Origin of the sequence: Pseudoalteromonas sp. 2CM37A, from assembly GCF_023161885.1 — a bacterium.
Taxonomy (GTDB): domain Bacteria; phylum Pseudomonadota; class Gammaproteobacteria; order Enterobacterales; family Alteromonadaceae; genus Pseudoalteromonas; species Pseudoalteromonas atlantica.
This window is the reverse complement of sequence record NZ_JALNTJ010000001.1, coordinates 409605-429458: the sequence shown is the minus strand read 5'-3', so window position 1 is coordinate 429458 and position 19854 is coordinate 409605. Positions and strand designations below refer to the sequence as shown.

Annotated in this window: 17 protein-coding genes; 13 read left to right on the top strand and 4 right to left on the bottom strand. The window is 38.5% G+C overall.

What is annotated here, in order from left to right; all coding sequences use genetic code 11:
• Positions 1–2: 2 nt before the first annotated feature.
• The 13 genes from MTF68_RS01865 (at position 3) to MTF68_RS01805 (ending at position 15034) form a co-directional block, all read left to right on the top strand.
• Positions 3–632: a sulfotransferase gene (locus MTF68_RS01865; protein ID WP_064385351.1), complete on the top strand. Its 630-nt coding sequence runs from the start codon at positions 3–5 to the stop codon at positions 630–632.
• Between the two features lie 75 nt (positions 633–707).
• A complete protein-coding gene (locus MTF68_RS01860) occupies positions 708–1280 on the top strand; it encodes a tRNA-(ms[2]io[6]A)-hydroxylase (RefSeq protein ID WP_055014789.1) in 573 nt (190 codons plus the stop codon).
• Positions 1281–1463: 183 nt separating this feature from the next.
• Positions 1464–3383: a pilus assembly protein N-terminal domain-containing protein gene (locus tag MTF68_RS01855; protein WP_248461481.1), complete on the top strand. Its 1920-nt coding sequence runs from the start codon at positions 1464–1466 to the stop codon at positions 3381–3383.
• Positions 3380–4057 carry a hypothetical protein gene (locus MTF68_RS01850; RefSeq protein WP_248461480.1) on the top strand — a complete coding sequence of 226 codons (678 nt, stop codon included), beginning with the start codon at positions 3380–3382 and terminating at the stop codon, positions 4055–4057. The genes MTF68_RS01855 and MTF68_RS01850 overlap by 4 nt, the downstream gene beginning before the upstream one ends.
• Positions 4058–4452: 395 nt before the next feature.
• Complete coding sequence (locus MTF68_RS01845) at positions 4453–4842, top strand: hypothetical protein (RefSeq protein WP_248461479.1); 390 nt, start codon at positions 4453–4455, stop codon at positions 4840–4842.
• A gap of 64 nt (positions 4843–4906) precedes the next feature.
• The gene (locus MTF68_RS01840) at positions 4907–5674 is read left to right on the top strand and encodes a hypothetical protein (protein WP_248461478.1); all 768 of its coding nucleotides are present in this window, start codon (positions 4907–4909) and stop codon (positions 5672–5674) included.
• A 6-nt stretch (positions 5675–5680) separates the two neighbouring features.
• Positions 5681–6979 (top strand): ATPase, T2SS/T4P/T4SS family, encoded by a 1299-nt coding sequence (locus MTF68_RS01835; protein WP_248461476.1) that lies wholly within the window; start codon positions 5681–5683, stop codon positions 6977–6979.
• Positions 6972–7847 (top strand): type II secretion system F family protein, encoded by an 876-nt coding sequence (locus MTF68_RS01830; protein WP_248461475.1) that lies wholly within the window; start codon positions 6972–6974, stop codon positions 7845–7847. The genes MTF68_RS01835 and MTF68_RS01830 overlap by 8 nt, the downstream gene beginning before the upstream one ends.
• Positions 7844–8659 (top strand): type II secretion system F family protein, encoded by an 816-nt coding sequence (locus tag MTF68_RS01825; RefSeq protein ID WP_248461474.1) that lies wholly within the window; start codon positions 7844–7846, stop codon positions 8657–8659. The genes MTF68_RS01830 and MTF68_RS01825 overlap by 4 nt, the downstream gene beginning before the upstream one ends.
• Before the next feature lie 9 nt (positions 8660–8668).
• Entirely contained in the window at positions 8669–9832 is a 1164-nt protein-coding gene (locus MTF68_RS01820; RefSeq protein WP_248461473.1) for a hypothetical protein, read from the top strand.
• On the top strand, positions 9829–12660 hold the full coding sequence (locus MTF68_RS01815; RefSeq protein WP_248461472.1) for a response regulator: 2832 nt from the start codon (positions 9829–9831) through the stop codon (positions 12658–12660). The genes MTF68_RS01820 and MTF68_RS01815 overlap by 4 nt, the downstream gene beginning before the upstream one ends.
• 338 nt (positions 12661–12998) lie before the next feature.
• Positions 12999–13823 (top strand): alpha/beta hydrolase, encoded by an 825-nt coding sequence (locus MTF68_RS01810; protein ID WP_248461471.1) that lies wholly within the window; start codon positions 12999–13001, stop codon positions 13821–13823.
• Positions 13824–14257: 434 nt separating this feature from the next.
• The gene (locus MTF68_RS01805; protein WP_248461470.1) at positions 14258–15034 is read left to right on the top strand and encodes a DNA/RNA non-specific endonuclease; all 777 of its coding nucleotides are present in this window, start codon (positions 14258–14260) and stop codon (positions 15032–15034) included.
• Between the two features lie 896 nt (positions 15035–15930).
• On the opposite strand, the gene MTF68_RS01800 is transcribed toward MTF68_RS01805, so the two are convergent.
• The 4 genes from MTF68_RS01800 to MTF68_RS01785 all read right to left on the bottom strand — a co-directional run bounded on the left by MTF68_RS01800 (position 15931) and on the right by MTF68_RS01785 (position 19783).
• A complete protein-coding gene (locus MTF68_RS01800) occupies positions 15931–16890 on the bottom strand; it encodes a sugar-binding transcriptional regulator (protein ID WP_248461469.1) in 960 nt (319 codons plus the stop codon).
• Between the two features lie 163 nt (positions 16891–17053).
• Complete coding sequence (gene ugpC, locus MTF68_RS01795) at positions 17054–18067, bottom strand: sn-glycerol-3-phosphate ABC transporter ATP-binding protein UgpC (RefSeq protein ID WP_029772719.1); 1014 nt, start codon at positions 18065–18067, stop codon at positions 17054–17056.
• 10 nt (positions 18068–18077) lie between these two features.
• A complete protein-coding gene (locus MTF68_RS01790; protein WP_004586533.1) occupies positions 18078–18908 on the bottom strand; it encodes a carbohydrate ABC transporter permease in 831 nt (276 codons plus the stop codon).
• Between the two features lie 2 nt (positions 18909–18910).
• Positions 18911–19783: a sugar ABC transporter permease gene (locus MTF68_RS01785; protein ID WP_248461467.1), complete on the bottom strand. Its 873-nt coding sequence runs from the start codon at positions 19781–19783 to the stop codon at positions 18911–18913.
• Positions 19784–19854: the final 71 nt, after the last annotated feature.

Below are 19854 nucleotides of genomic sequence, written 5' to 3'. Positions count from 1 at the left end.
TTATGAGTAAAATATTTATAATAGGGCTTCCGCGTACAGGCACCACCAGTGTATGCCACGCTTTTTTAGAGTTTGGCATTGCCACGGCGCACACCGCGTACACCTCGTATTGTTTCGAAAACGCTACAGCCATAGCCGATACCCCTGTATTTAATGACTACCCAGCATTAGATAGCCATTACCCCGGCGCTAAATTTATATATTTAGCGCGTGAAAAAACACCTTGGGTTGCCTCAATTAGGCAATTGCTGCTGCGAATGCATACTAATTTAACGCGCCCAGACGGTGGTTTTAATATTCATATAAAGCGTTGTTACTTAACGACCTTTACTGACTTATCGATTGATAATATTAACCAGGATGATTATTTAGCAAAGTGCTACAACACACATTTAGCTAACGCGCGTGAGTATTTTAAGCACCGCAGTAACGACTACTTAGAAATTGATATAGCAAAGCCACAAAGTTTTGCCGAGCTTACTGCGTTTTTGGGCATTAAAAGCGAGCGCACCGACTTTGAAAAAATGAACATAGGCGGCAAAGTGACCGCATGGAACGATATTAAACACCCGTTAAAAATTGACTCAACAGCAAAAGGGCGCATAGATAAGCATTTACCTTATATGCGTTAATTTTGCTCTGCGCTGCAAGATTTTTACTATTAAATACGCTAAAATCCCCGCATTATTTTTTAAGTAGTACAAAAAATGTTTGAATTAAAATACAACACCCCCTTTGAATGGACCGAAGCGGTTTTAGCCGACTTTAATACGTTTTTACAAGACCACGCTGCCGCTGAAAAAAAGGCATCGGGCATGGCTATTTCTATGCTGTCTCATTACCCAGACAAACGTAAACTGGTAAAAGCCATGACCGATTTAGCGCTTGAGGAGTTAATACACTTTAAACAAGTGCTTAAACTGCTTATTGAACGCGATACTAATTTAGGTGATGACAAAAAAGATCCATACATAAAACAAATACGCGCTTTATTTAGACATGGCCGTGATGGATTTTTAATGGATAGATTACTGGTTGGCGGCGTTATTGAAGCCCGCGGCCACGAGCGTTTTTCATTGGTTGCCCAAGCATTACCAGAGGGTAAAGAAAAAGACTTTTATGTGGCGATTGCTAAATCAGAAGAAAAACATAAAAACTTATTTGTAGAGTTAGCGTACGAATACTTTGATAAAGAAGAAGTTGATGTCCGTCTAGAAGAGCTACTAGTCGCTGAAGCTGAAATTTGTAAAAGCATTCCTTTTACTGCCGCACTGCATTAATACTTTTGGCACAAAGCACTGCTTTGTGCCTTCTCTCCTAACTTCATTTGCATTTTGCAAATCAAAATACTAAAGCCGCCTGTGCTCATATCTCCAATCATCTTAATTTATTGAATTTAAAGCTAAATATTTGCTGGTCTTAAACTTGCTCTGTTAATTCAACGCATACTTGAGGACGCGCATATGTTTAAAGCCATTATTTTTGTAATACTTTTTTTACCGTGCTGTGTATACGCCAAGCAAAGCAATTTAAATTACATAGAAAACGCTAATGGCGACAAAGTAAAAAAAGTATCCCACTTAGTTAAGTGGACCCATACTCGCTTTGTATTTAACCGCGATATAGCACGTGTTGCGCTAGGCCACGAAACCACACTCGATGTAAACGTAGTAAACGGACGCGAGCTATTAATTTTAGCTAAAAAGTTGGGCCGCACCTCTATGATGGTGTGGTATGACGACAACACATCAGAAACATTTTTACTGGGTGTGACCGAAGACTACAGCGTACTTGAAAATGCCCTTAACGATATTCACCCTAACTTAGCGCTCACCATCGCACCTGATAGACACGCGGTAGTTCTACGCGGCGAAGTACCTACGCTTAATTATCGCCATGCAGCCCACGAAGCGGCAAAAAACTATTTATATGCAAGTAGCTCGCAATCGGCGCAACCTGTTATAACCTCTGCGCCTAACCAAGGAATGTTTAATTCTTTAGCGCAGCGTTTACAGGGCATGGGTAATTTAAACAATGGCTTAGCACAAAGCTCAAGTAAAGTAGCGATTATTAACCTTATTAAAGTTACGCAAGCGCCAAAGCCTAAGGAGGCGCGCATAGCGCAGGTGTTAAAATCGATGGGGGCTGACAAAGTAACTGTAAAACGTATTTCGGTTGATGAGTTATCAAACGATGATAACGATGTGTTTATGCTCAGCGGCACAGTTAAAAATCAAATTGAACTGGTGCGTTTGTTAAATACCATCAATAAATTATTTGAACCAGAGCAAGCAAGCCAAGCACCCACATCGGCACTAGATCCAAACGGGCTTATCAGTAGTGCAACGCAAAACGAAACAAGCGCTATTGAAGTACTCGCAAATGAGTCTGGCGGGTTATTAAATGGCGATTCTGGCCTGACTTTAAGCAATGTTAATTCAAACGTAGCGCGGGCAACTTTGCTTGCGGTGGCTAAAGGTAAAGTGCTCTCAAGCATTGAAGTAGAAGACTTACCTCAAGTGAGGGTGTCGGTGCAGCTTTATGAAGTTAATCAGCGCCGCTTAAAGCAATGGCGTCCAGATATTAGTGTGCTTACGAATGGGTATAACAACGAGCAAGGTTTATTTGGCCTAGAAGGTATGAATGCCCGTGAGTCTGGCTCAGCATCAATAGAAAACGCACTGCAATTAATTGGCGGACAATTAACAAATAACTTGCAGTTATCAACCTCGCAATTTGCCATTGATATGTTGTTTTCTTTGCTAGAGCAAGAGGGAATTTCAAGAACGCTTTCGCGACCTACACTTACCGTACTTGCAGGCGAAAGCGCGGTATTTAAAGTAGGCGGCGAAGTGCCAGTACCTACAAGCTATAGCCCATCTGGCGTTACCAGCGGGCAACAAGGTAACAGCGGTTCAGTGTTTAGTGGAACTGAGTTTAAATCGTTCGGCGTTGAGCTCAATGTTCGTGCTTTAGTGGATGACAAAGACCGCATAACCCTTGATTTAAATCCTGTTATTTCATTGCCAGACACCACACTCACAGCAGAAATAGCACAAAGCACCGGCAGCAGTTTAAACAGCAGTGCATTTAATACGCGCAGCATGCAAACATCTACCCGTTTACAAGATGGGCAACCTTTAATTATTGGTGGCTTAATTAGTACAGATAACAACGCCAGTCACGACTTTGTACCCGATGCAAACGGCGAGAGCCTGTTTGGTAAATTAAGCGAAACAACCAGTAAAAGCGAAAACAACCGCGAGTTGATTATTGTGGTTACCCCTAATTTAGTCCGCGAGCCGGTTAATAATTTACGTGTGTGGCAAACAGTTGATTTAGATAGCCAAATGGCCAGTTTTATACAGGAGCAAGGGTTATGAAAATAATATATATCGTTATTTTACTGAGTGTATCGGGCTGCGCACATATAGATTATGCGCCCAGTGTAAACCCACATACTGCGTTAAGTGAAATTGTTACTAAGTATGCACTAAATACCAGTGCTTTAACTTGTGAAGGGGTAAGCGCGGTTAATTGTTTAGCCTTAGTGCATGAGCTTAATCAGTTAATGCTTGAGCACCCAAACAATAAGGTTATTTTATCTGTATCAGCTTATGCGCTGTATAAAAGCGGACGAGCTAATCAGGCGCAATCGGTAATAAACAAGCTTCTTAATTTACCTAATCCGCCTTTAAACGCGCTATCTTTAGGTATTAACCTGGCTATTGAGCAAGGCAATTTAGCCAAAGCTAAACAAATTGCCCAATACGCTATTGATGAATTTGGTACTGAGGCTTCACCGTATTTACAAATGGCGTCTATTTATTATGCGCAAGGGCATTATGTTATTGCAGCTAACTATTTAGAGCTTGCCTATAAATTTGGCACGCATAAAAGCCATTATTACTATCACAAAGGGCTAATAGCTGAGGCGACACCTGATAACGCATTGGCGTGTCATTATTATAATGAGGCAATAGGTTTTGATGCGCAGCACAGCCAAGCCACAGCGCGCTACGCGAAACTTTCGGTACTTGGTAATTGTAAAAGTTAAGGCCGCAAGGCCTTTTTATTTTATTAAACTACGCACTCCTTAGTTAAACCCGCTCATAAAAAGTATAAGCAACGTACCTACCTAAACAATTAAAATACCCTTACTCGTCGTTGTTTAAACCTATCTCGCTTTGTGAATAATCCCAACTAATTGCTCGTCTCTCTTACTTTTAAAAGCTTGCCATAAATGAGTTAACACCTTGCCTTTTAATTAATCTCTGCTTGCGTTGTAACGCACTTTAATAATGATTTGCAAAATGCGAATCATAACAAGGATAAGCAAAGCATATTTTAAAAAACAAAAGTAACTAACTGATTTTTATGTACTTAATAAATGGCACGGTCCTCGCTATATATAAAGTGGGCATAAGCTCTAACACATTTAAGGTGATCATTATGAAAACTATGAAAAGCAACTTAAACGGTAAAAAACAACAAGGCTTTGTACTTACTTCTGAGCTAATTATTCTTTCAACTTCTATGGTGGCAGCGCTGGTAATTGGTTTATCAACCTTACGAGACTCTGTAACCAGCGAGCTTGAAGATGTAGCAGAAGCAATTGGCTCGTTAGATCAAAGCTATGTATTTGATGGCATGATCAACGCCGAAGGCACTGCAGAAATTTCAGGCTCTGGCTTTGTTGATGCAGTAGATGTTTACGCAGGCGATGGTAGCTCGTTTACTTTTGTTGCCTCTGACTTTAGTGAAAGTGCTGCACTTATTAATGCAACCCCAAGTGGCGATGCTGCAACACGTACAGCAGCAGGTGGTTCACAAGGTAATTAAATTTATAACTACCTAAATCACACTGCCACAACCGTGTGGCAGTGAAATTTGTCAGGAGGAAATTATGAAAAGTAAAAATAATAAAGGGGCGACTACCGCTGCAGTCACCTTACTTATCACCTCTGGCATGTTGGCCTCAGCGCTTGGCATCAGACAAGTAAATGAACAAGACTTAGTTACTGCTTGGGTGGTAAATAAAAATATGTCGGCGGGGCAAGTAGTGAGTGTGCACGACATTGCCCAAAAAGATGTAAACCCCAGTAACTATGCAAATATGGCGCTAAGTATACAAAATCCCCGCGCCTTTATTGGTAAGCAATTAGCCACTAATAAAATGGGTGAACAACCACTATTTGAAACAGATTTTATGCAGGTTAAAAGCCAAAATTTATCAGAGGCGATCCCCGCAGGCAGAGTGCTTTATACATTAAAATTAACCACTTTAGATATTCCATTATCGCGGGTGCACAAAGGCGACCGCTTAGATATTGTTGCTAAAACAAACCGGCTTGTAAGAACCGTTGCGCGCGATGTGCAGCTTATTGGTATTTCAAAAGGTCCTGGCAGTAAAGCACAAAAAAATGGCGTCATGGACAGCCTAGCAAAAAAAGAGCCAGCAACCAGCGCGGGTGTGTCATTAGTGTTGGCTGTACTTCCTAAAGATGTGTATTCGTTAGCCGCAATTGATACCCAAGATAAGGTATCGATAATTGTGCACAGCGCTTATGACATTGAACAAGGGCGCTTACAAAATTTCTCCCAATTACAAACTAGCCGAACAATTCAAGTGGTTAAAGGCGTTAAAAACCAAGCTGTTTATGTAGCTAAGTGAGGCGCTATGTTTAATTTATCAAGTAAACCAGAGTTTGTAGAAACCAATTTAAATACCTTTGAATCACTTAAAAAAATTCTCCACGATGCAGTAATTGAAGAATACGAGCAAGACCCAAGTGCTTTACTGAATGATGCGCTGCTTGAAAAAATATCTGCCCTTTGCAGTGATATTGACGAATTTGCACAATCATCATTTAACAGCCATCAACAAGCTCAAGTAGTACAAGCCGTTTACGACGAAATACAAGGTTTAGGACCAATAGCGCAATTTATGCTGGATGACCAAGTAAGCGATATTTTAATTAACGATACGCAAAATATTTGGATAGATAAGCAAGGTAAATTGCTATGTACAGCCAGTAAGTTTGACGATGAACGTCACTTGCGTCGTTTTGTTGATAGATTACTTGATAGTTGCGCTCGACAAGTCAACGCTCTGAATCCCATTGTAGATGGCAAACTAAAAGATGGCAGCAGGGTACATATTGTAGTGCCACCGGCATGCACCAGTGCTGCTATTGTTTCGATTAGAAAATTTAACCACAAAAAAATTAACGATGATTTTTTAATCGACAATAAGTTTTTAAGCAAAAGCTGCCTCACTTTTTTAAAAACCGCGGTGGCCTTAGGGGTTAATATTTTAGTGTGTGGTAATGCCGGCGCAGGCAAAACTACTTTGTTAAATGTACTGGCTAATTCAATAAATACCAACGAGCGGGTAGTAACTATAGAAGAAAGTGCAGAGCTAAATTTGCACCATAATCATGTGGTGCAATTAGAGGCGCACGACACCAACAGCGATGGCAAAGGCGCCGTTACCCTGCGTGATTTAGTAAAAGCGGCACTAAGAATGCGCGCCGATAGAATACTTGTAGGCGAAGTACGCGCAGGTGAAGTAATAGACATGCTGCAAGCCATGAACTGCGGCCACCAAGGCTCAATGACCACCGTACATGCTAATAGTGCAAGCGATGCGGTAACCCGATTATCAACGCTAGTGCAATTACATAACGCGCAGCTAAGCGATACCCACACCAGCGCATTAATCGCATCAAGCATTCAGTTAATTGTGCATGTTTCTCGAAATACAAACGGTGTAAGAACCCTAAAAAGTATTGGCGAAATAAAGCGAGTAGACGGATGTGCGCAATACTCTGCGCTGTATAGCGTAAGTGATACCGAGCAAGTAAATGATAAGGCAATTAGTACCTCAAGCGTGGTGAGCTTTATGCAAAGCCAAGGTGCCAACGCAAACGAAATAAGTGCATTACTGCAACCGGCCAGGGAGCGTAATTATGAATAAACTTGATTACTTACTGGCCATAGCAAGTGTTATGTCATTTACCTTAGCACTGAGTGTTTTTATAACACTTAAAGTAAAAACACACGCTGCAAGTACTAAGCACGAGGTCGATGTACTTGAAGAAAAAGACATTATCACAGTGTCACTGCGGGTACTTGGGATTAACATCAGTAATGCTTTATTTATAAGCGTTGCTTGCTCGCTTGCCACCAGTACTTGGTATGTTGCACAGTACTTTTATCCTCAAGCAACTACGAGTGCATTAATCGTTTCTTTGGTTGTATTTATAACCTGCTTTATAGTGATTATTGATTTAGCGCACTATAAATTAGCCAGGTTTGAGCACTTATTTTTAGAGTACATAGAAACCGTACAATCGTGTTTAAGTACTGGGCTTTCACTTGTTCAGGCTATGCAATTTGCCGACGAACACGCCGATAAATGCATTAAACCGCAAAGTCATTTATTACTGCAGCGCTTAAATATGGGCAGTGATATACAAAGCTCGTTTGCCCCTTTAATTAAACGCTACAACTGCGAAACCGTGCGGTTATTTGCACATAGCATAATTACTCATACACAAAGCCAGTGCGATTTAACTGACATGCTTAAAAGTGTATGCAAAATGATGTCGTTAAGAACGCTAGATCGCCAGCAGCTCAAAGCTAAGCTTTCTGGTACTAAATACGCAGCGCTGTTTAGTGGCGTTTTACCCTACGCTTTAGTGCCTTTATTTAATTACACCGATCCAACCTGGTTCGATCCGCTGTTAAATAACCCCAATGGCATGGCCTTTATTACCGTTGCTGTGCTTTGCCAGTTATTTGGCTTTTTATGGCTTCGCCTAAGCTTGAGGGTAACGCTATGATAGACCTATTTTTATTTGTTGGCTTATTGGTGAGTATGGGGGCATTTATCCATATTCAAAAGCAGTCATTAAAGGCTGAGGTTCAGCAACCTATCAAAACCAATATAAATTGGTATCCATTAATTGTTATTTCAAAAAGCCAATTTAGACAAGCTGGGTATCAGTTAAATAAAATTTTATTGAGCATGTACTGCCTTAAAATGGCCGCCACATTTTGTGCTTATACTGCCATAGAGATCACTGGTTATGTATTAAGTACACCGCTTGTAGCCATTATCTGTTTTATTAGCTTTTTTGCGCCTGATATGTGGTTTTTATTTAAAAAAGGCCAGCGTAAAGTACAAATAAACAATAGCTTAGAGTTTTTTTTAAGTGTGCTGTTAGTGTATATGCGCGCTGGCTTTTCGCTAGAGCGCGCATTTGCTTTAGCGGTTGATCACGGTTTAAGTAAAAAACACCCTTTATATAAAGAGCTTAAACTATTTTTGTTTGAGCTCAGTGCCGGTAAAGACCGCGAAACTGCCTTTAATTCGTTATATGACAGAACAGCGGTCTCGGGTTTAAAAAAATTAGCTAATTTAATGCTTATTGGCTCTAAGCTTGGCACCCCGTTAATACAGGCGGTTGAGTCACAATTAGAAAGCTTTGCGCTTAAAAAAAATATTTTATTAGCTAAAAAAGTAAATAAAAAAGCACTGCATACCACCTTTCCCATTATCTTAATTTGTTTTCCTATGTTTTTAGTACTGGTGTTTTTTCCTGCGGCGCTGCAGGTAATGAATGTACTAAAAATGCTGGTTGAAGTGCTATAGGAGCGCTCTATGAATAAACAATACCAACAGGGCTACATACTCACTATTGAGCTGATTTTAATTATTACCATTTTAATTATTGGCTCAATTGGGGGTGTTATTTTAGTGCGCGATGCACTTATTAAGCGCTATTACACAAAAGTAGATAACCAAATAACAGTGGTTGATGCTAATAACACCCCTTTGGGAATCGCCATTGGGTTTGATGAGCACCAAGCGCCTTTAATTTTTTACACAGACCGCCAAGCAAATGCAACATATCGCGCTTTAATTGGGATACGCGATGACAGGTTCACCTCACGAGAAGCCATTTATTACGATGCGCCTAATTGCCAAGGCAACCCGTGTATAAAAAGTTTAAGTGATGAGTTTTCAGATAGTTTAGGAGTTAGTAACACCGCGAATAGTGGCAATGTAAGTTATATCAATGCGCTACAGCAAGGCCCTAATTATGCCATTGGCCAATTAAGTAACTCCGTAATGGGGCAATTACTAAAAAGTACAGCATTAGCGTGCCCCGCAACCGGTGACGAGATTATATCGCGCTATATGTCTCAAAAGGTAGTTACTGGTAACCCGTGCGAAAGCTTTTCAATTGCTAAACAGCAAGCCGATAGTAGTTGTTTGGTTGGTGTAACTGCACTTGGTAATCCGTTATTAGGCATAGACAGTCAGCAATTATCGCAGTCGTGCAATAGTTGCCAAGCAGGGTATGAGCCGCAAGGCGATATTCTTGATTTATATTTGCCACAAGTTGAAGTGTTATTAGGAACCGCGCTAGATGCACTTTCGCTCATAGGTGTAGCAAGCAGTGTAGATGTAGAGCTAGGCAGTATTTGCTGCCCACAAGGTACGCAACTAGAAGAAGATGAAAATATAGTAGAAACACTGGTATTTACTATTTTAGAAACAACTTTTGAGCTGCTAGGTATCGATTTAATAAATAACGACATAATTATTCAAACGCTGGCCCTTATTGGCATAGAGCCTGGCGTAACTTACTGCGAGGCTTCGCTCAATTTAACCTCGGCAGAGCCGGTGTTAAATGCACAAGGCGAACCCGCTTTAAATAACTTACTTCCGCCATTTAGAGTAAAACTTCCATCACATACAAGTGCTAACAGCACGCGTTGGATTTCTACACCGCCGAAAGGTGAAGGAGTGCGCCCATGAACAGCTCATATGCAAATAATATAAATGAATTTAACAACACACAAATAGATGAAATAAAACAAGAAATAACCGAAACGCTGACCCTAATGAAGCAGTTTTACGATGTTTCTATTGTGAAATTCGTTGATTATAATGCCTTGTATACGCAACAAATTATTAGCTGCGATGACCCATACAAAGCCGACAGTGAATTAAATAGCTTGGCACAAACGTGCACACAAGAAAAACTCTACATAATTGAAGACACCTTATTTGACCCACTAACAAAAGGGCGCTGCCAACAGGTACGCTTTTACTCTCAATATCCCATTTATAATTTAGATAACAGCTTAATTGGGGTACTGATCATTGCCGATATTTCACCTAAAACACTTATTGGCTCTCAAAAAGAGCAATTTGTATCTTTTGCGCAATTACTGCAAACCCAGCTCAATAAGCATTTTACCCCAACTAAGACAATTAAACCGAGTGAGACAAAATCACTGAATAGATTTGTTCACTTATTTAGCTTAGCGCCGGTGGCCTTTTTAATTGCGCTGGTTATTTGCTCGTTCTCGGCTTTGCTTTTATATACGTTAGATAAAAAAGACAAAAAAAGTGCCTATGCCATACAAACTCAGCAGTTAAGGCAAACGCTGTTTGATGCATTAGAGCGTTTTGACAACCAAGTACTTTATATTACTCAAAAAGATAAAATTGTCGCAGGCTTTTTAAAAAGCCAACAAAGTTATACTCAGCAACAATTAAGTGATTTAGTAAAAACGCAGGTATCAAGCAGTTTAACGTATAAAGGTTTTGTTGTTTTTGATAATGACTATAAACAACTTGCCATATGGTCTAAAAACAACTTTGATTTAGCAGCTTACGGCTTTACTAATTGGCTAAACGCATTTTCAATGCGAGCAAATAAACAATCAGTAGAGGTATTTACTGTAGCCGATACAGCGTTTTTAATTTCAGAAATAAACATGGGTAATAGCGCTATTTATACACTCACAGCCTTTGATTTAAGTAAGTTTTTAAATGCCATAATAGGTAAGCTAAATACGCAAAATTATAATTTATTTATATCAACCCCTCAGTTTATATTAGGAAGTACGGGGGAGCTAAATGTTAAAACTATCCCTAACAGCATAAGCGCAGCAAGTAGTCGTTTTCCTGCTACGTGGCGCTTGCATGTGCAACCCATCAAACCGATAACGCCTGCTAATGTATCTAGGTTCGACTTATTTAAACTGGCATTAATTAGCTTAGCTATATTTGCATTTGTTTATTATTTTTTACGTTTACCAAGGCGCTTACATGACGAAATTAAACAAAAAAATACCCTTATACTTAATAGAGAATCGCTGTTTTCAAGCTCGCTTGATGCGCTGCCGCATGGCTTTGCCATTTTTAATAGTAACGAATTTCCGGTAATAACTAATCAGGCATTTAACGAATTGTTTTCTCATGTTATTCAAAACAATAAGCAATTAAGTTACAGCCAAATAATGAGTATTTCTCAACAAAATAATATTATTACCCATTATCAAGAACATAATAAATTAGCTAATGAACATAGCCAATTAATAGATATAGGATTTAGTGATGGCCGCTGGATCACCGTTGTGCAAAGGCATACCGACTTTGGTGGCTTTGTTTGTTACTTTAGAGATGAAACACAAGCGCATCAAAAAGAGTTATTACTTGCCCAAGTAGTAGAAAAATCTAAGCAAGCTAACCAGCTAAAAGATAAATTTGTAGCACGCTTAGCAATGCAATTAAAAGCGCCACTTAGTTCACTGCAATCTATAGTAGAGGTTAATTATAAAAACAGTAAAGCCAATTTTAGCAATGAGTTAGAAAATGCATGCACACAGTTAAGTTGTGTTGTTCAGCAGTTAGTTAATATAAATAAAACTGATACCGGTAAATTAAAGCTTAAAATGAGCGCTATTAATTTATCTGACTTACTTAAAAATACGGCCGATATTCTTAATAAAGACTCTGATGATAAAAATATAATTATTAATAACAATGTGCCTATAGATAAAGGCATAAGCAGTGATGAAAAACTGATTATGCAATTAATTATTCAGCTTGCTAGTGAGCTTATAGAAAGCACACATCAAGGTAAATTGTCGTTAAATTCTGAGCTGATTAACGAGCAAGGAAAACATTATTTGTCGCTGGACTTTTCTATAAATAACTTAGCAAATCAGGGCAGTTTTTATAGTCAGTTACAAATGGTATGCAAACAACGCTCTTTTGAAAGCGATATTAATTTTGATGCTACATTAGAGCTGCGGTTTTTTATCTCAATTTTTAAAATGCTCGGCGGTAAAAATATTACTGTGCACGAGCGCGGTAAAACAACATCTATTAATTTATCGTTATTAGTTAACACCGTAGAATTGTTACCCGTAAGTGCAAACAAGCAAGACTCCATCACTGAAACTACAACGCATACAGAATTTAACAACACCAAATCGTTATTGTTAGTTGATGATGAGCCGCTCGTAGAAATGGTTATTAAAGCCATGCTGAAAGATGAAAACGTAGCAATAGATTATGCAAGCAATGCAATAGAAGCTATGTTGATGGTGTCGCAAAATAATTACGATATTATTTTAATGGATATTGTTATGCCAGAACTCTCGGGCACAGACGCGATGCTTAAAATAAAAAAACATAACGCAGACAAGCAGACCAAAATTATTGCCCACACTTCAGATTCTGACACAAATAGTAATGCTAAGTATGTTGAACTTGGGTTTGACGACATGCTTGAAAAGCCAGTAAAGCAGCAAGTATTAATTAATAAAATTAAGCATTTGCTAAGCTAGGCCAAATTGAACAATATAAAACTGTAAAATACACAGGGCCTATTATTTTTAATAGGCCCAAACTGGCAGTAATTATTTCATGTAGCTGCTACTTTATTTCATAATTTTAAAAATGAAGGTTATTTTATAACTCTTTATTTTTTACTCTTTTCGCTTAACTCAAAATAAATCCTACTTACTATTAATAGCCACAGACCGCGTTTTAAAGCGCTCTCAGGTTTTTGTAATTATTTAAACCTCAAAAAAATTATTTAAAAAACAAGCTGGGATGATAATTGCTCATCACTATACATACACAGGTTTAGACTAAATTTAAAATATTGATGAGGATATTAAGTATGAGTACAACACAAACCATTACCGTTGAAGGCCACAAAATTGCGTATCAAGAAATGGGCGAGGGCACACCGCTACTATTATTACATGGTATTCCGACTAACAAATCGCTATGGCGAAATGTTATGCCAACACTGAGTGAGCAGCATCGTGTTATTGCACCAGATTTACTCAATTACGGCGAATCGGATATGCCAACAAATACCGATGTATCAATTAATGCTCAGTGTAAAATAATCAGTCAATTTATGGATGAGCTAGGTATTGCTAAAGCAAACATTGCCTCTCATGATATAGGTGGCGGAATAGCACAACTCATGGCGGTAAATCACCCAGAAAAAGTAAACAGCTTAATATTAATTGATAGTGTTTGTTTTGATTCTTGGCCAATACCAGAGTTTGAACCTTTGCTTGAGTCTGGTGTAGAACAAGAAACATCGGTTGATGAGTTTGTTGATACGCTAAATGATTTTATGCCAAAAGGTGTATACGATAAAAGCATAATGACCGATGAGCTGAAAAAACAGTATTTAAAGCAATGGAGTAATGAGCAAGGTAAAGCAGCGTTATTCAATAATATGCGCCGACTTAATAAAGAGTACACACAAGCAATTGCCGGTGAGCTTAAAAGCTTAAAGCATGAAACCCTCATTTTATGGGGTGATGAAGATAACTTTCAAAAACCTAAATATGCACCTCAGTTAGCTCAAACCTTACCAAATGCAACACTAACTTGGATAGAAAAAGCAGGGCACTGGGTTATAGATGAAAAACCAGAACGAGTAACTTCGTTAATGGGTGAATTTTTGGCTGATAAAAAGTTTTAAAACACCTTAGTTTTAAAGGCCTAGTTAGCCACAGCTGTATTAATTTTTATATAATTAGTTACTCAAACGGCTTTTTGTTTTCATCTATTTTTTAGTATTAAACCATTTAAGTATAAATCGCTATTAATAGCTCAATATTCATACATTAAAAGTATGCGTAAACGCTTCATATCAGGGTGATTACGTATAGAAAAACACAAAGAGCTCAATTTAACATAATACATGCAGGTATATAAAAACCCCTTTATTCGCTAGGTCTACAAGTGACGTTACTACGTTAAATATAAGGCGAGGGTAACTGTATACTCGCGACTTTTATTAGTAATACCAAAAGCCTAAGACGATATTATTGTATTTATAAACAATTAGTTAGATACATATTGCTGTAATAATGTACTGCTAATTTTTACCCTCATTTAATTGAGGATAAAACAATGAAGACAATAATAAAGGCATCAATAGTACTTACAGGTTTATGTTTTGCGCACAGTGCAAGTGCAGACAATTGTTTACAAGGTTGCCCAACAGGTTTAGATAATGGTAATACAATTGAGCGAAGTATTTATACTTTAAAAAATAATCGTTACACAAAGTTTGCAGATTGGGTGGCTTACCATGTTACGACTAGCACTATGAGTGGACCATCGAGAAGCAGAAGTTGGAAAGCCGATCCGGATTTATACTCACATTACACGTTAGAGCCTAGTGATTACACCGATGCATACGCAACAATAAATACCGATAGAGGCCATCAAGTTCCATTAGCATCTTTTAGCAATACGGATGATTGGAAACTAACAAACTTACTTTCTAATATTACGCCGCAATCATCCGCATTAAATCAAGGCCCATGGGTTAGGCTTGAATCTGCAGTGCGAAATCACGTAGGAAATGGAAATGATTTATATGTAGTAACAGGTCCATTATACGAATATTATTTTGCAGAGTTACCACAAGCTAACGAAGCGCATACCATTCCAAGTGGCTATTTTAAAATTGTTATGCAGCAAACTGGTAGCACAATTAAAGCATCGGCATTTATTATGGAGCAAACAGCAAGTCGCAGTGATAACTTTTGTAATACCGAAGTAAGTATTGATGAAGTTGAATCGCGCTCAGGTATAAATGTAATGCCAAACTTATCGTATAACAGTGCACAAACAATTGAATCATCAATATATGGTTTAAGGTCTGAACTAGGTTGTAACTAAGTCATATTATTTTTGCGTTAGGCCTTAGGTTTTGAAGAACTTAAATCTAAGGCTTTAAATTAAACCTGATATGAGTCGCAAAAAATCTTGTAGCAGTAAGTTAGCTCTAAATAAAATGATAGAAACAACGATTACTAAATTTGATTCTGTTTAAAAAGGTAATTAATTTTCATAAAGGGAATATAGAGGCTGCTATATGGAATTTGTAATTGCTTGGTTTTATAAGATTGAAAGGCTACATAAATAGTTGCGAAAATATCAGTGTAAAAACTAGTCCGTAAGTTGTTGTTAAAAGTTACTGTGCATAACAATTTAAACGGTTAACTGAAAGACCAACTTTAAAACGACTATTACTCAAAACACCAAAAATAGGGGTTTATACCTAAATAATAGAAGCTACTTAACTTTGATTATGTATTAATTCACCTTATTTAACATAATATAAATTATAGGTAGTTATATGTATTATAATAAGGAGTGTGTATTACACTCCTATTATGTCCAATACTAGACGGTATCGGACATTAAGGTTGTTTTTACCAAGCTTTATCAAGCCTTACTTTGCTATGTACTTTTAGTTTATTCCAGGTCATTACGCTTTTATTATTCATTACACTCAAAACTTTACTAACTATATTACTTACAAAGAACTTTAAGCATTGGCTACTTTAAAATTTTAACTACACCAGTTTTTGTTTTGCGGTTTTCATCAACGTTCTTTCATTGCGGCGCTCTTTTATTACAGCGCTATTTAAAACGTTTTACAAAAAGCCTAAATTTATCAATCCTTTATTGGTATTTTAAATGAGCCTGTTAGTTTTCCTTTTTGAAAAATAAAGGCTCATTCAGTCAGTTATTATCCGTAGATTTTAAAAAACTACCTAAAACAACCTTGGTTAATCCATACTTAAAATACGTTCTGCTGTGTATTCGTTAGTAATTAAACCGCTGATCATATTCGATCTAACTGCACCAAGTATCGCAAGTACTTTATCTTCACCGGCGGCTATAGCGTAAATTTGTTTATTACCTTCAATTTTTAATGGCGTACTGGCAACACGTTGGTTTACAGTGCAGTCAATTAATTGGCCGCGTTTGTCGTAAACCCAGCTGATCATTTCGCCCACAGCCCCTAAATTTTGTAGCTCTTTTAGCTCTTGCTCATCAACAAAGCCATCAATATGCAATGGCGATTTTTCGCCTAGGCTACCTACACCCACAAATGTTACGTCGGCTTGGGTGGCCAATTTTAAGTTACTGGTAATATTATGTTGTGAATGCAATTGCTGTTTCTCTTCAACACTTCTTGGTAATACAGGAAGCGGCATTGGGTAATGCTTTGCATTTATATGCTCGGCCATTCTAACAACTACATCATAAGGTGAAGCCGACCCGTCAAGTGCCATGTTACCAAGCATAGCCACAACTTTGTGTTGGCTACAATCTAGCGTTGGCAGTTCATCAACGCATGCACGTAATACGCGCCCAGTACCCATAGCTAAAATTTTCGGTGTTTCTGATTTTAAATGGCGTTGTATTTCAGCTGCACCGGCTTGCGCTAAACCTACTGTAGAGTTTGGTTCTGAGCCATCGCTAGGCACTACTTCACAAGAGTCTAAGCCAAAACGGCTTTTAATTTTTTCTGCTAAATCCATACATTTAGCAATAGGATGATCGAGCCTTACTTTAATAAGCCCTTGGCTTACAGATAATGCCACCATACGTTGAGCCGATTGACGAGATACATTGAGCTTTTTGGCAATTTCGTCTTGTGTTTTACCCGCAACATAATAGAGCCACCCTGCTCTAGCTGCATCATCGAGCTTACGTATTTCTGTATTTGATAGCTTTGCCACATAAACCTCTTATTTTGATAAGCCGCTTAGTTTAGCGATAAATCATTTTATAATATTTGCAAATATATCATTCATTTATAAAATGCCGAAGTGTCACATTAATTTAATAACCAATACTTTAGGTAAATTTGCTATTCCTAAAGTATTGGCCTAAAACGGCGGATTAAACTGTTGGGTTTTTAATCGTTAACCCATTTTTATCAAATCTATGTACCTTGTGCTCAGGCGCACTTAAATATATTGTATCGCCATATTGTAATGGGCAATCGCCATCTGCTTTCACCGTAACCGTGCTGCCATCGTTAATAGTTACATGTAAAAAGCTTTCAGAACCTAAATGCTCGATAACGCCCACAGTACCTTGCCAAGTTCCTGACTCAGTTGAAATTTCAAAGTGCTCAGGACGCACACCTAAACTATGCGTTTGTGCATGGCTATCGTTATCTACTTCAATAAAGTTCATTTTTGGTGAACCAATAAAGCCTGCCACAAATTTATTTACCGGGTGCTGGTACAGCTCAAGTGGCGTACCGACTTGCTCAATAATCCCCCCATTAAATACTGCAATTCTGTCTGCCATTGTCATCGCTTCAACTTGGTCATGTGTTACATAAATCATTGTTGTAGCTAAGCTTTTGTGTAGTTCAGAAATTTCTAAGCGCATATTTACACGCAGCGATGCATCTAAATTTGAAAGTGGTTCGTCAAACAAAAAAGCCGACGGTTGCCTAACAATTGCACGCCCTATTGCTACACGTTGGCGTTGCCCGCCCGATAATTGCCCTGGTTTACGGTCTAAGTAATCAGTTAAATTAAGTATTTTAGCGGCATTTGCTATTTTACTTTCTATTTCAGCAGGGCTTACTTTTGCACGTTTTAGTGGAAACGCAATATTATTGCGTACACTCATGTGCGGGTACAAAGCGTACGACTGAAATACCATAGCTAAACCACGTTTTGCCGGTGGCGTCTGTGTTGCATCTTGGCCATCAATCTCAATTGTGCCGCTGGTTGTGTCTTCCAATCCGGCAATCATACGTAGTAATGTTGATTTACCACAGCCCGATGGCCCTACAAATACAATAAATTCACCGTCTTTTATCTCTAAATCAAGCGGTTTAATTACGTTAACTTCATCAAAACTTTTGGTTACTTTTTTTAGTGTGATGCTGCCCATGTGTGTTCTCCTACTTTACTGCGCCAAAGCTTAAGCCGCGCACTAATTGTTTTTGACTAAACCAACCAAGAATTAATATTGGCACAATGGCCATGGCAGATGCTGCCGACAACTTGGCGTAAAATAACCCTTCAGGGCTTGAGTAACTGGCAATAAATGCCGTTAGTGGTGCGGCATTCGCAGCGGTTAAAATGAGTGTCCAAAATGCTTCGTTCCATGCCAAAATTACGTTTAACAGTAATGTTGAGGCTATGCCAGGTAATGCGATTGGCAGTAATACATGAAATATTTCTTCACCAATAGTTGCACCATCCATTCGTGACGCCTCTAAAATTTCACCCGGAATTTCTCTAAAGTAGGTGTATAACATCCATACCATAATCGGTAAGTTTATTAAGGTCATAACAATAACTAAGCCCAGTTTTGTATCTAATAAGGCAAAGTCTCTAAAGAGTAAATAAATAGGAATTAACACCCCTACCGGCGGGAGCATTTTTGTAGAAAGCATCCACATAAGTAGGTTTTTAGTTTTTTTCGTTTGCACAAACGCCATTGACCACGCGGCTGGTACGGCTATTAATAAGCCCAATAAACTTGAACCGAGTGATATAACCACCGAGTTCCAAAAGTGATCAAAATACGGCGAGCGGGCTAACACATCTTGATAGTTTTCCAGTGTCCAATCAAAAGCAAATAACGCTGGTGTGGCTGATATTGCTTCTGCTTCGGTTTTAAAACTGGTGATTAATGTCCATAAAATTGGGAAAAATATCATCCCACTGATGGTCCATGCTGCCAGGGTATAAATTAGTTTTGATTTTTTATTTGCTGCACTAGCCATGATTAACCCTCTAAGTTTTTACCAATAAGGCGCATTAAAAATATGGCTACAATATTGGCAATAATTACTGCAACTATGCCCCCTGCTGAGCCCCCGCCTACATCAAATTGTAATAACGATTGGGTGTAAATTAAGTAAGTAATATTGGTGGATGCATACCCAGGCCCGCCACTGGTTGTCACTAAAATTTCTGCAAAAATAGAAAGTAAAAATATAGTTTCAATTAAAATAACAGCGGTAACAGCGCGTGATAAATGCGGCAGCACGATGTAAAAAAACTTACTAAAAGGCCCTGCACCATCTAAATCGGCAGCTTCGAGTTGTTCGCGGTCAAGTGATTGAATCGCCGTGAGTAATATCAACGCAGCAAACGGTAACCACTGCCAAGAAACAATAATAATGATTGAAAACAAAGGCATTTGCGCAAAAAAGTCGATAGGTTCAAACCCGAGCCAAATTGCAAAGTGTGCAAATAATCCGTTTACAGGGTTCATAAACATGTTTTTCCACACCAAAGCCGATACGGTTGGCATAACAAAAAATGGGGCGAGAACCATAATACGAACATAGTTTCGCCCCCATATTGCTTGGTCGAGGAGAACAGCTAAACCGATACCACCACAAATTGTGATAGCTAATACACCCGTTACTAAATAAAGGGTATTAAAAAAGGATTCAACAAATGCGGGATCTGTTAAAAAAAACCCGTAGTTTAAAAAGCCTACAAATTCGCGTTCACCAGGAATAAGTAAGTTGTAATCTACAAACGAGAAATAGAGTGTCATGCACAGCGGCACTATCATCCATCCTAGTAATAAAATTACACTAGGAAATAGCATTATGCGTGCAAGCGTACGAGACTGTGTAGTTGCCATATCAGTGACCTTCAAAAAGTCAGCATTAACCTTAGCAACAACGACAAACGGCTACTAGATAACATGCTAAT

Bases quoted from the DNA above. Each gene is read 5' to 3' on its own strand.
- MTF68_RS01865 (WP_064385351.1), top strand. From the start codon at position 3: ATGAGTAAAATATTTATAATAGGGCTTCCGCGTACAGGCACCACCAGT.
- MTF68_RS01860 (WP_055014789.1), top strand. From the start codon at position 708: ATGTTTGAATTAAAATACAACACCCCCTTTGAATGGACCGAAGCGGTT.
- MTF68_RS01855 (WP_248461481.1), top strand. From the start codon at position 1,464: ATGTTTAAAGCCATTATTTTTGTAATACTTTTTTTACCGTGCTGTGTA.
- MTF68_RS01850 (WP_248461480.1), top strand. From the start codon at position 3,380: ATGAAAATAATATATATCGTTATTTTACTGAGTGTATCGGGCTGCGCA.
- MTF68_RS01845 (WP_248461479.1), top strand. From the start codon at position 4,453: ATGAAAACTATGAAAAGCAACTTAAACGGTAAAAAACAACAAGGCTTT.
- MTF68_RS01840 (WP_248461478.1), top strand. From the start codon at position 4,907: ATGAAAAGTAAAAATAATAAAGGGGCGACTACCGCTGCAGTCACCTTA.
- MTF68_RS01835 (WP_248461476.1), top strand. From the start codon at position 5,681: ATGTTTAATTTATCAAGTAAACCAGAGTTTGTAGAAACCAATTTAAAT.
- MTF68_RS01830 (WP_248461475.1), top strand. From the start codon at position 6,972: ATGAATAAACTTGATTACTTACTGGCCATAGCAAGTGTTATGTCATTT.
- MTF68_RS01825 (WP_248461474.1), top strand. From the start codon at position 7,844: ATGATAGACCTATTTTTATTTGTTGGCTTATTGGTGAGTATGGGGGCA.
- MTF68_RS01820 (WP_248461473.1), top strand. From the start codon at position 8,669: ATGAATAAACAATACCAACAGGGCTACATACTCACTATTGAGCTGATT.
- MTF68_RS01815 (WP_248461472.1), top strand. From the start codon at position 9,829: ATGAACAGCTCATATGCAAATAATATAAATGAATTTAACAACACACAA.
- MTF68_RS01810 (WP_248461471.1), top strand. From the start codon at position 12,999: ATGAGTACAACACAAACCATTACCGTTGAAGGCCACAAAATTGCGTAT.
- MTF68_RS01805 (WP_248461470.1), top strand. From the start codon at position 14,258: ATGAAGACAATAATAAAGGCATCAATAGTACTTACAGGTTTATGTTTT.
- ugpC (WP_029772719.1), bottom strand. From the start codon at position 18,067: ATGGGCAGCATCACACTAAAAAAAGTAACCAAAAGTTTTGATGAAGTT.
- MTF68_RS01790 (WP_004586533.1), bottom strand. From the start codon at position 18,908: ATGGCTAGTGCAGCAAATAAAAAATCAAAACTAATTTATACCCTGGCA.
- MTF68_RS01785 (WP_248461467.1), bottom strand. From the start codon at position 19,783: ATGGCAACTACACAGTCTCGTACGCTTGCACGCATAATGCTATTTCCT.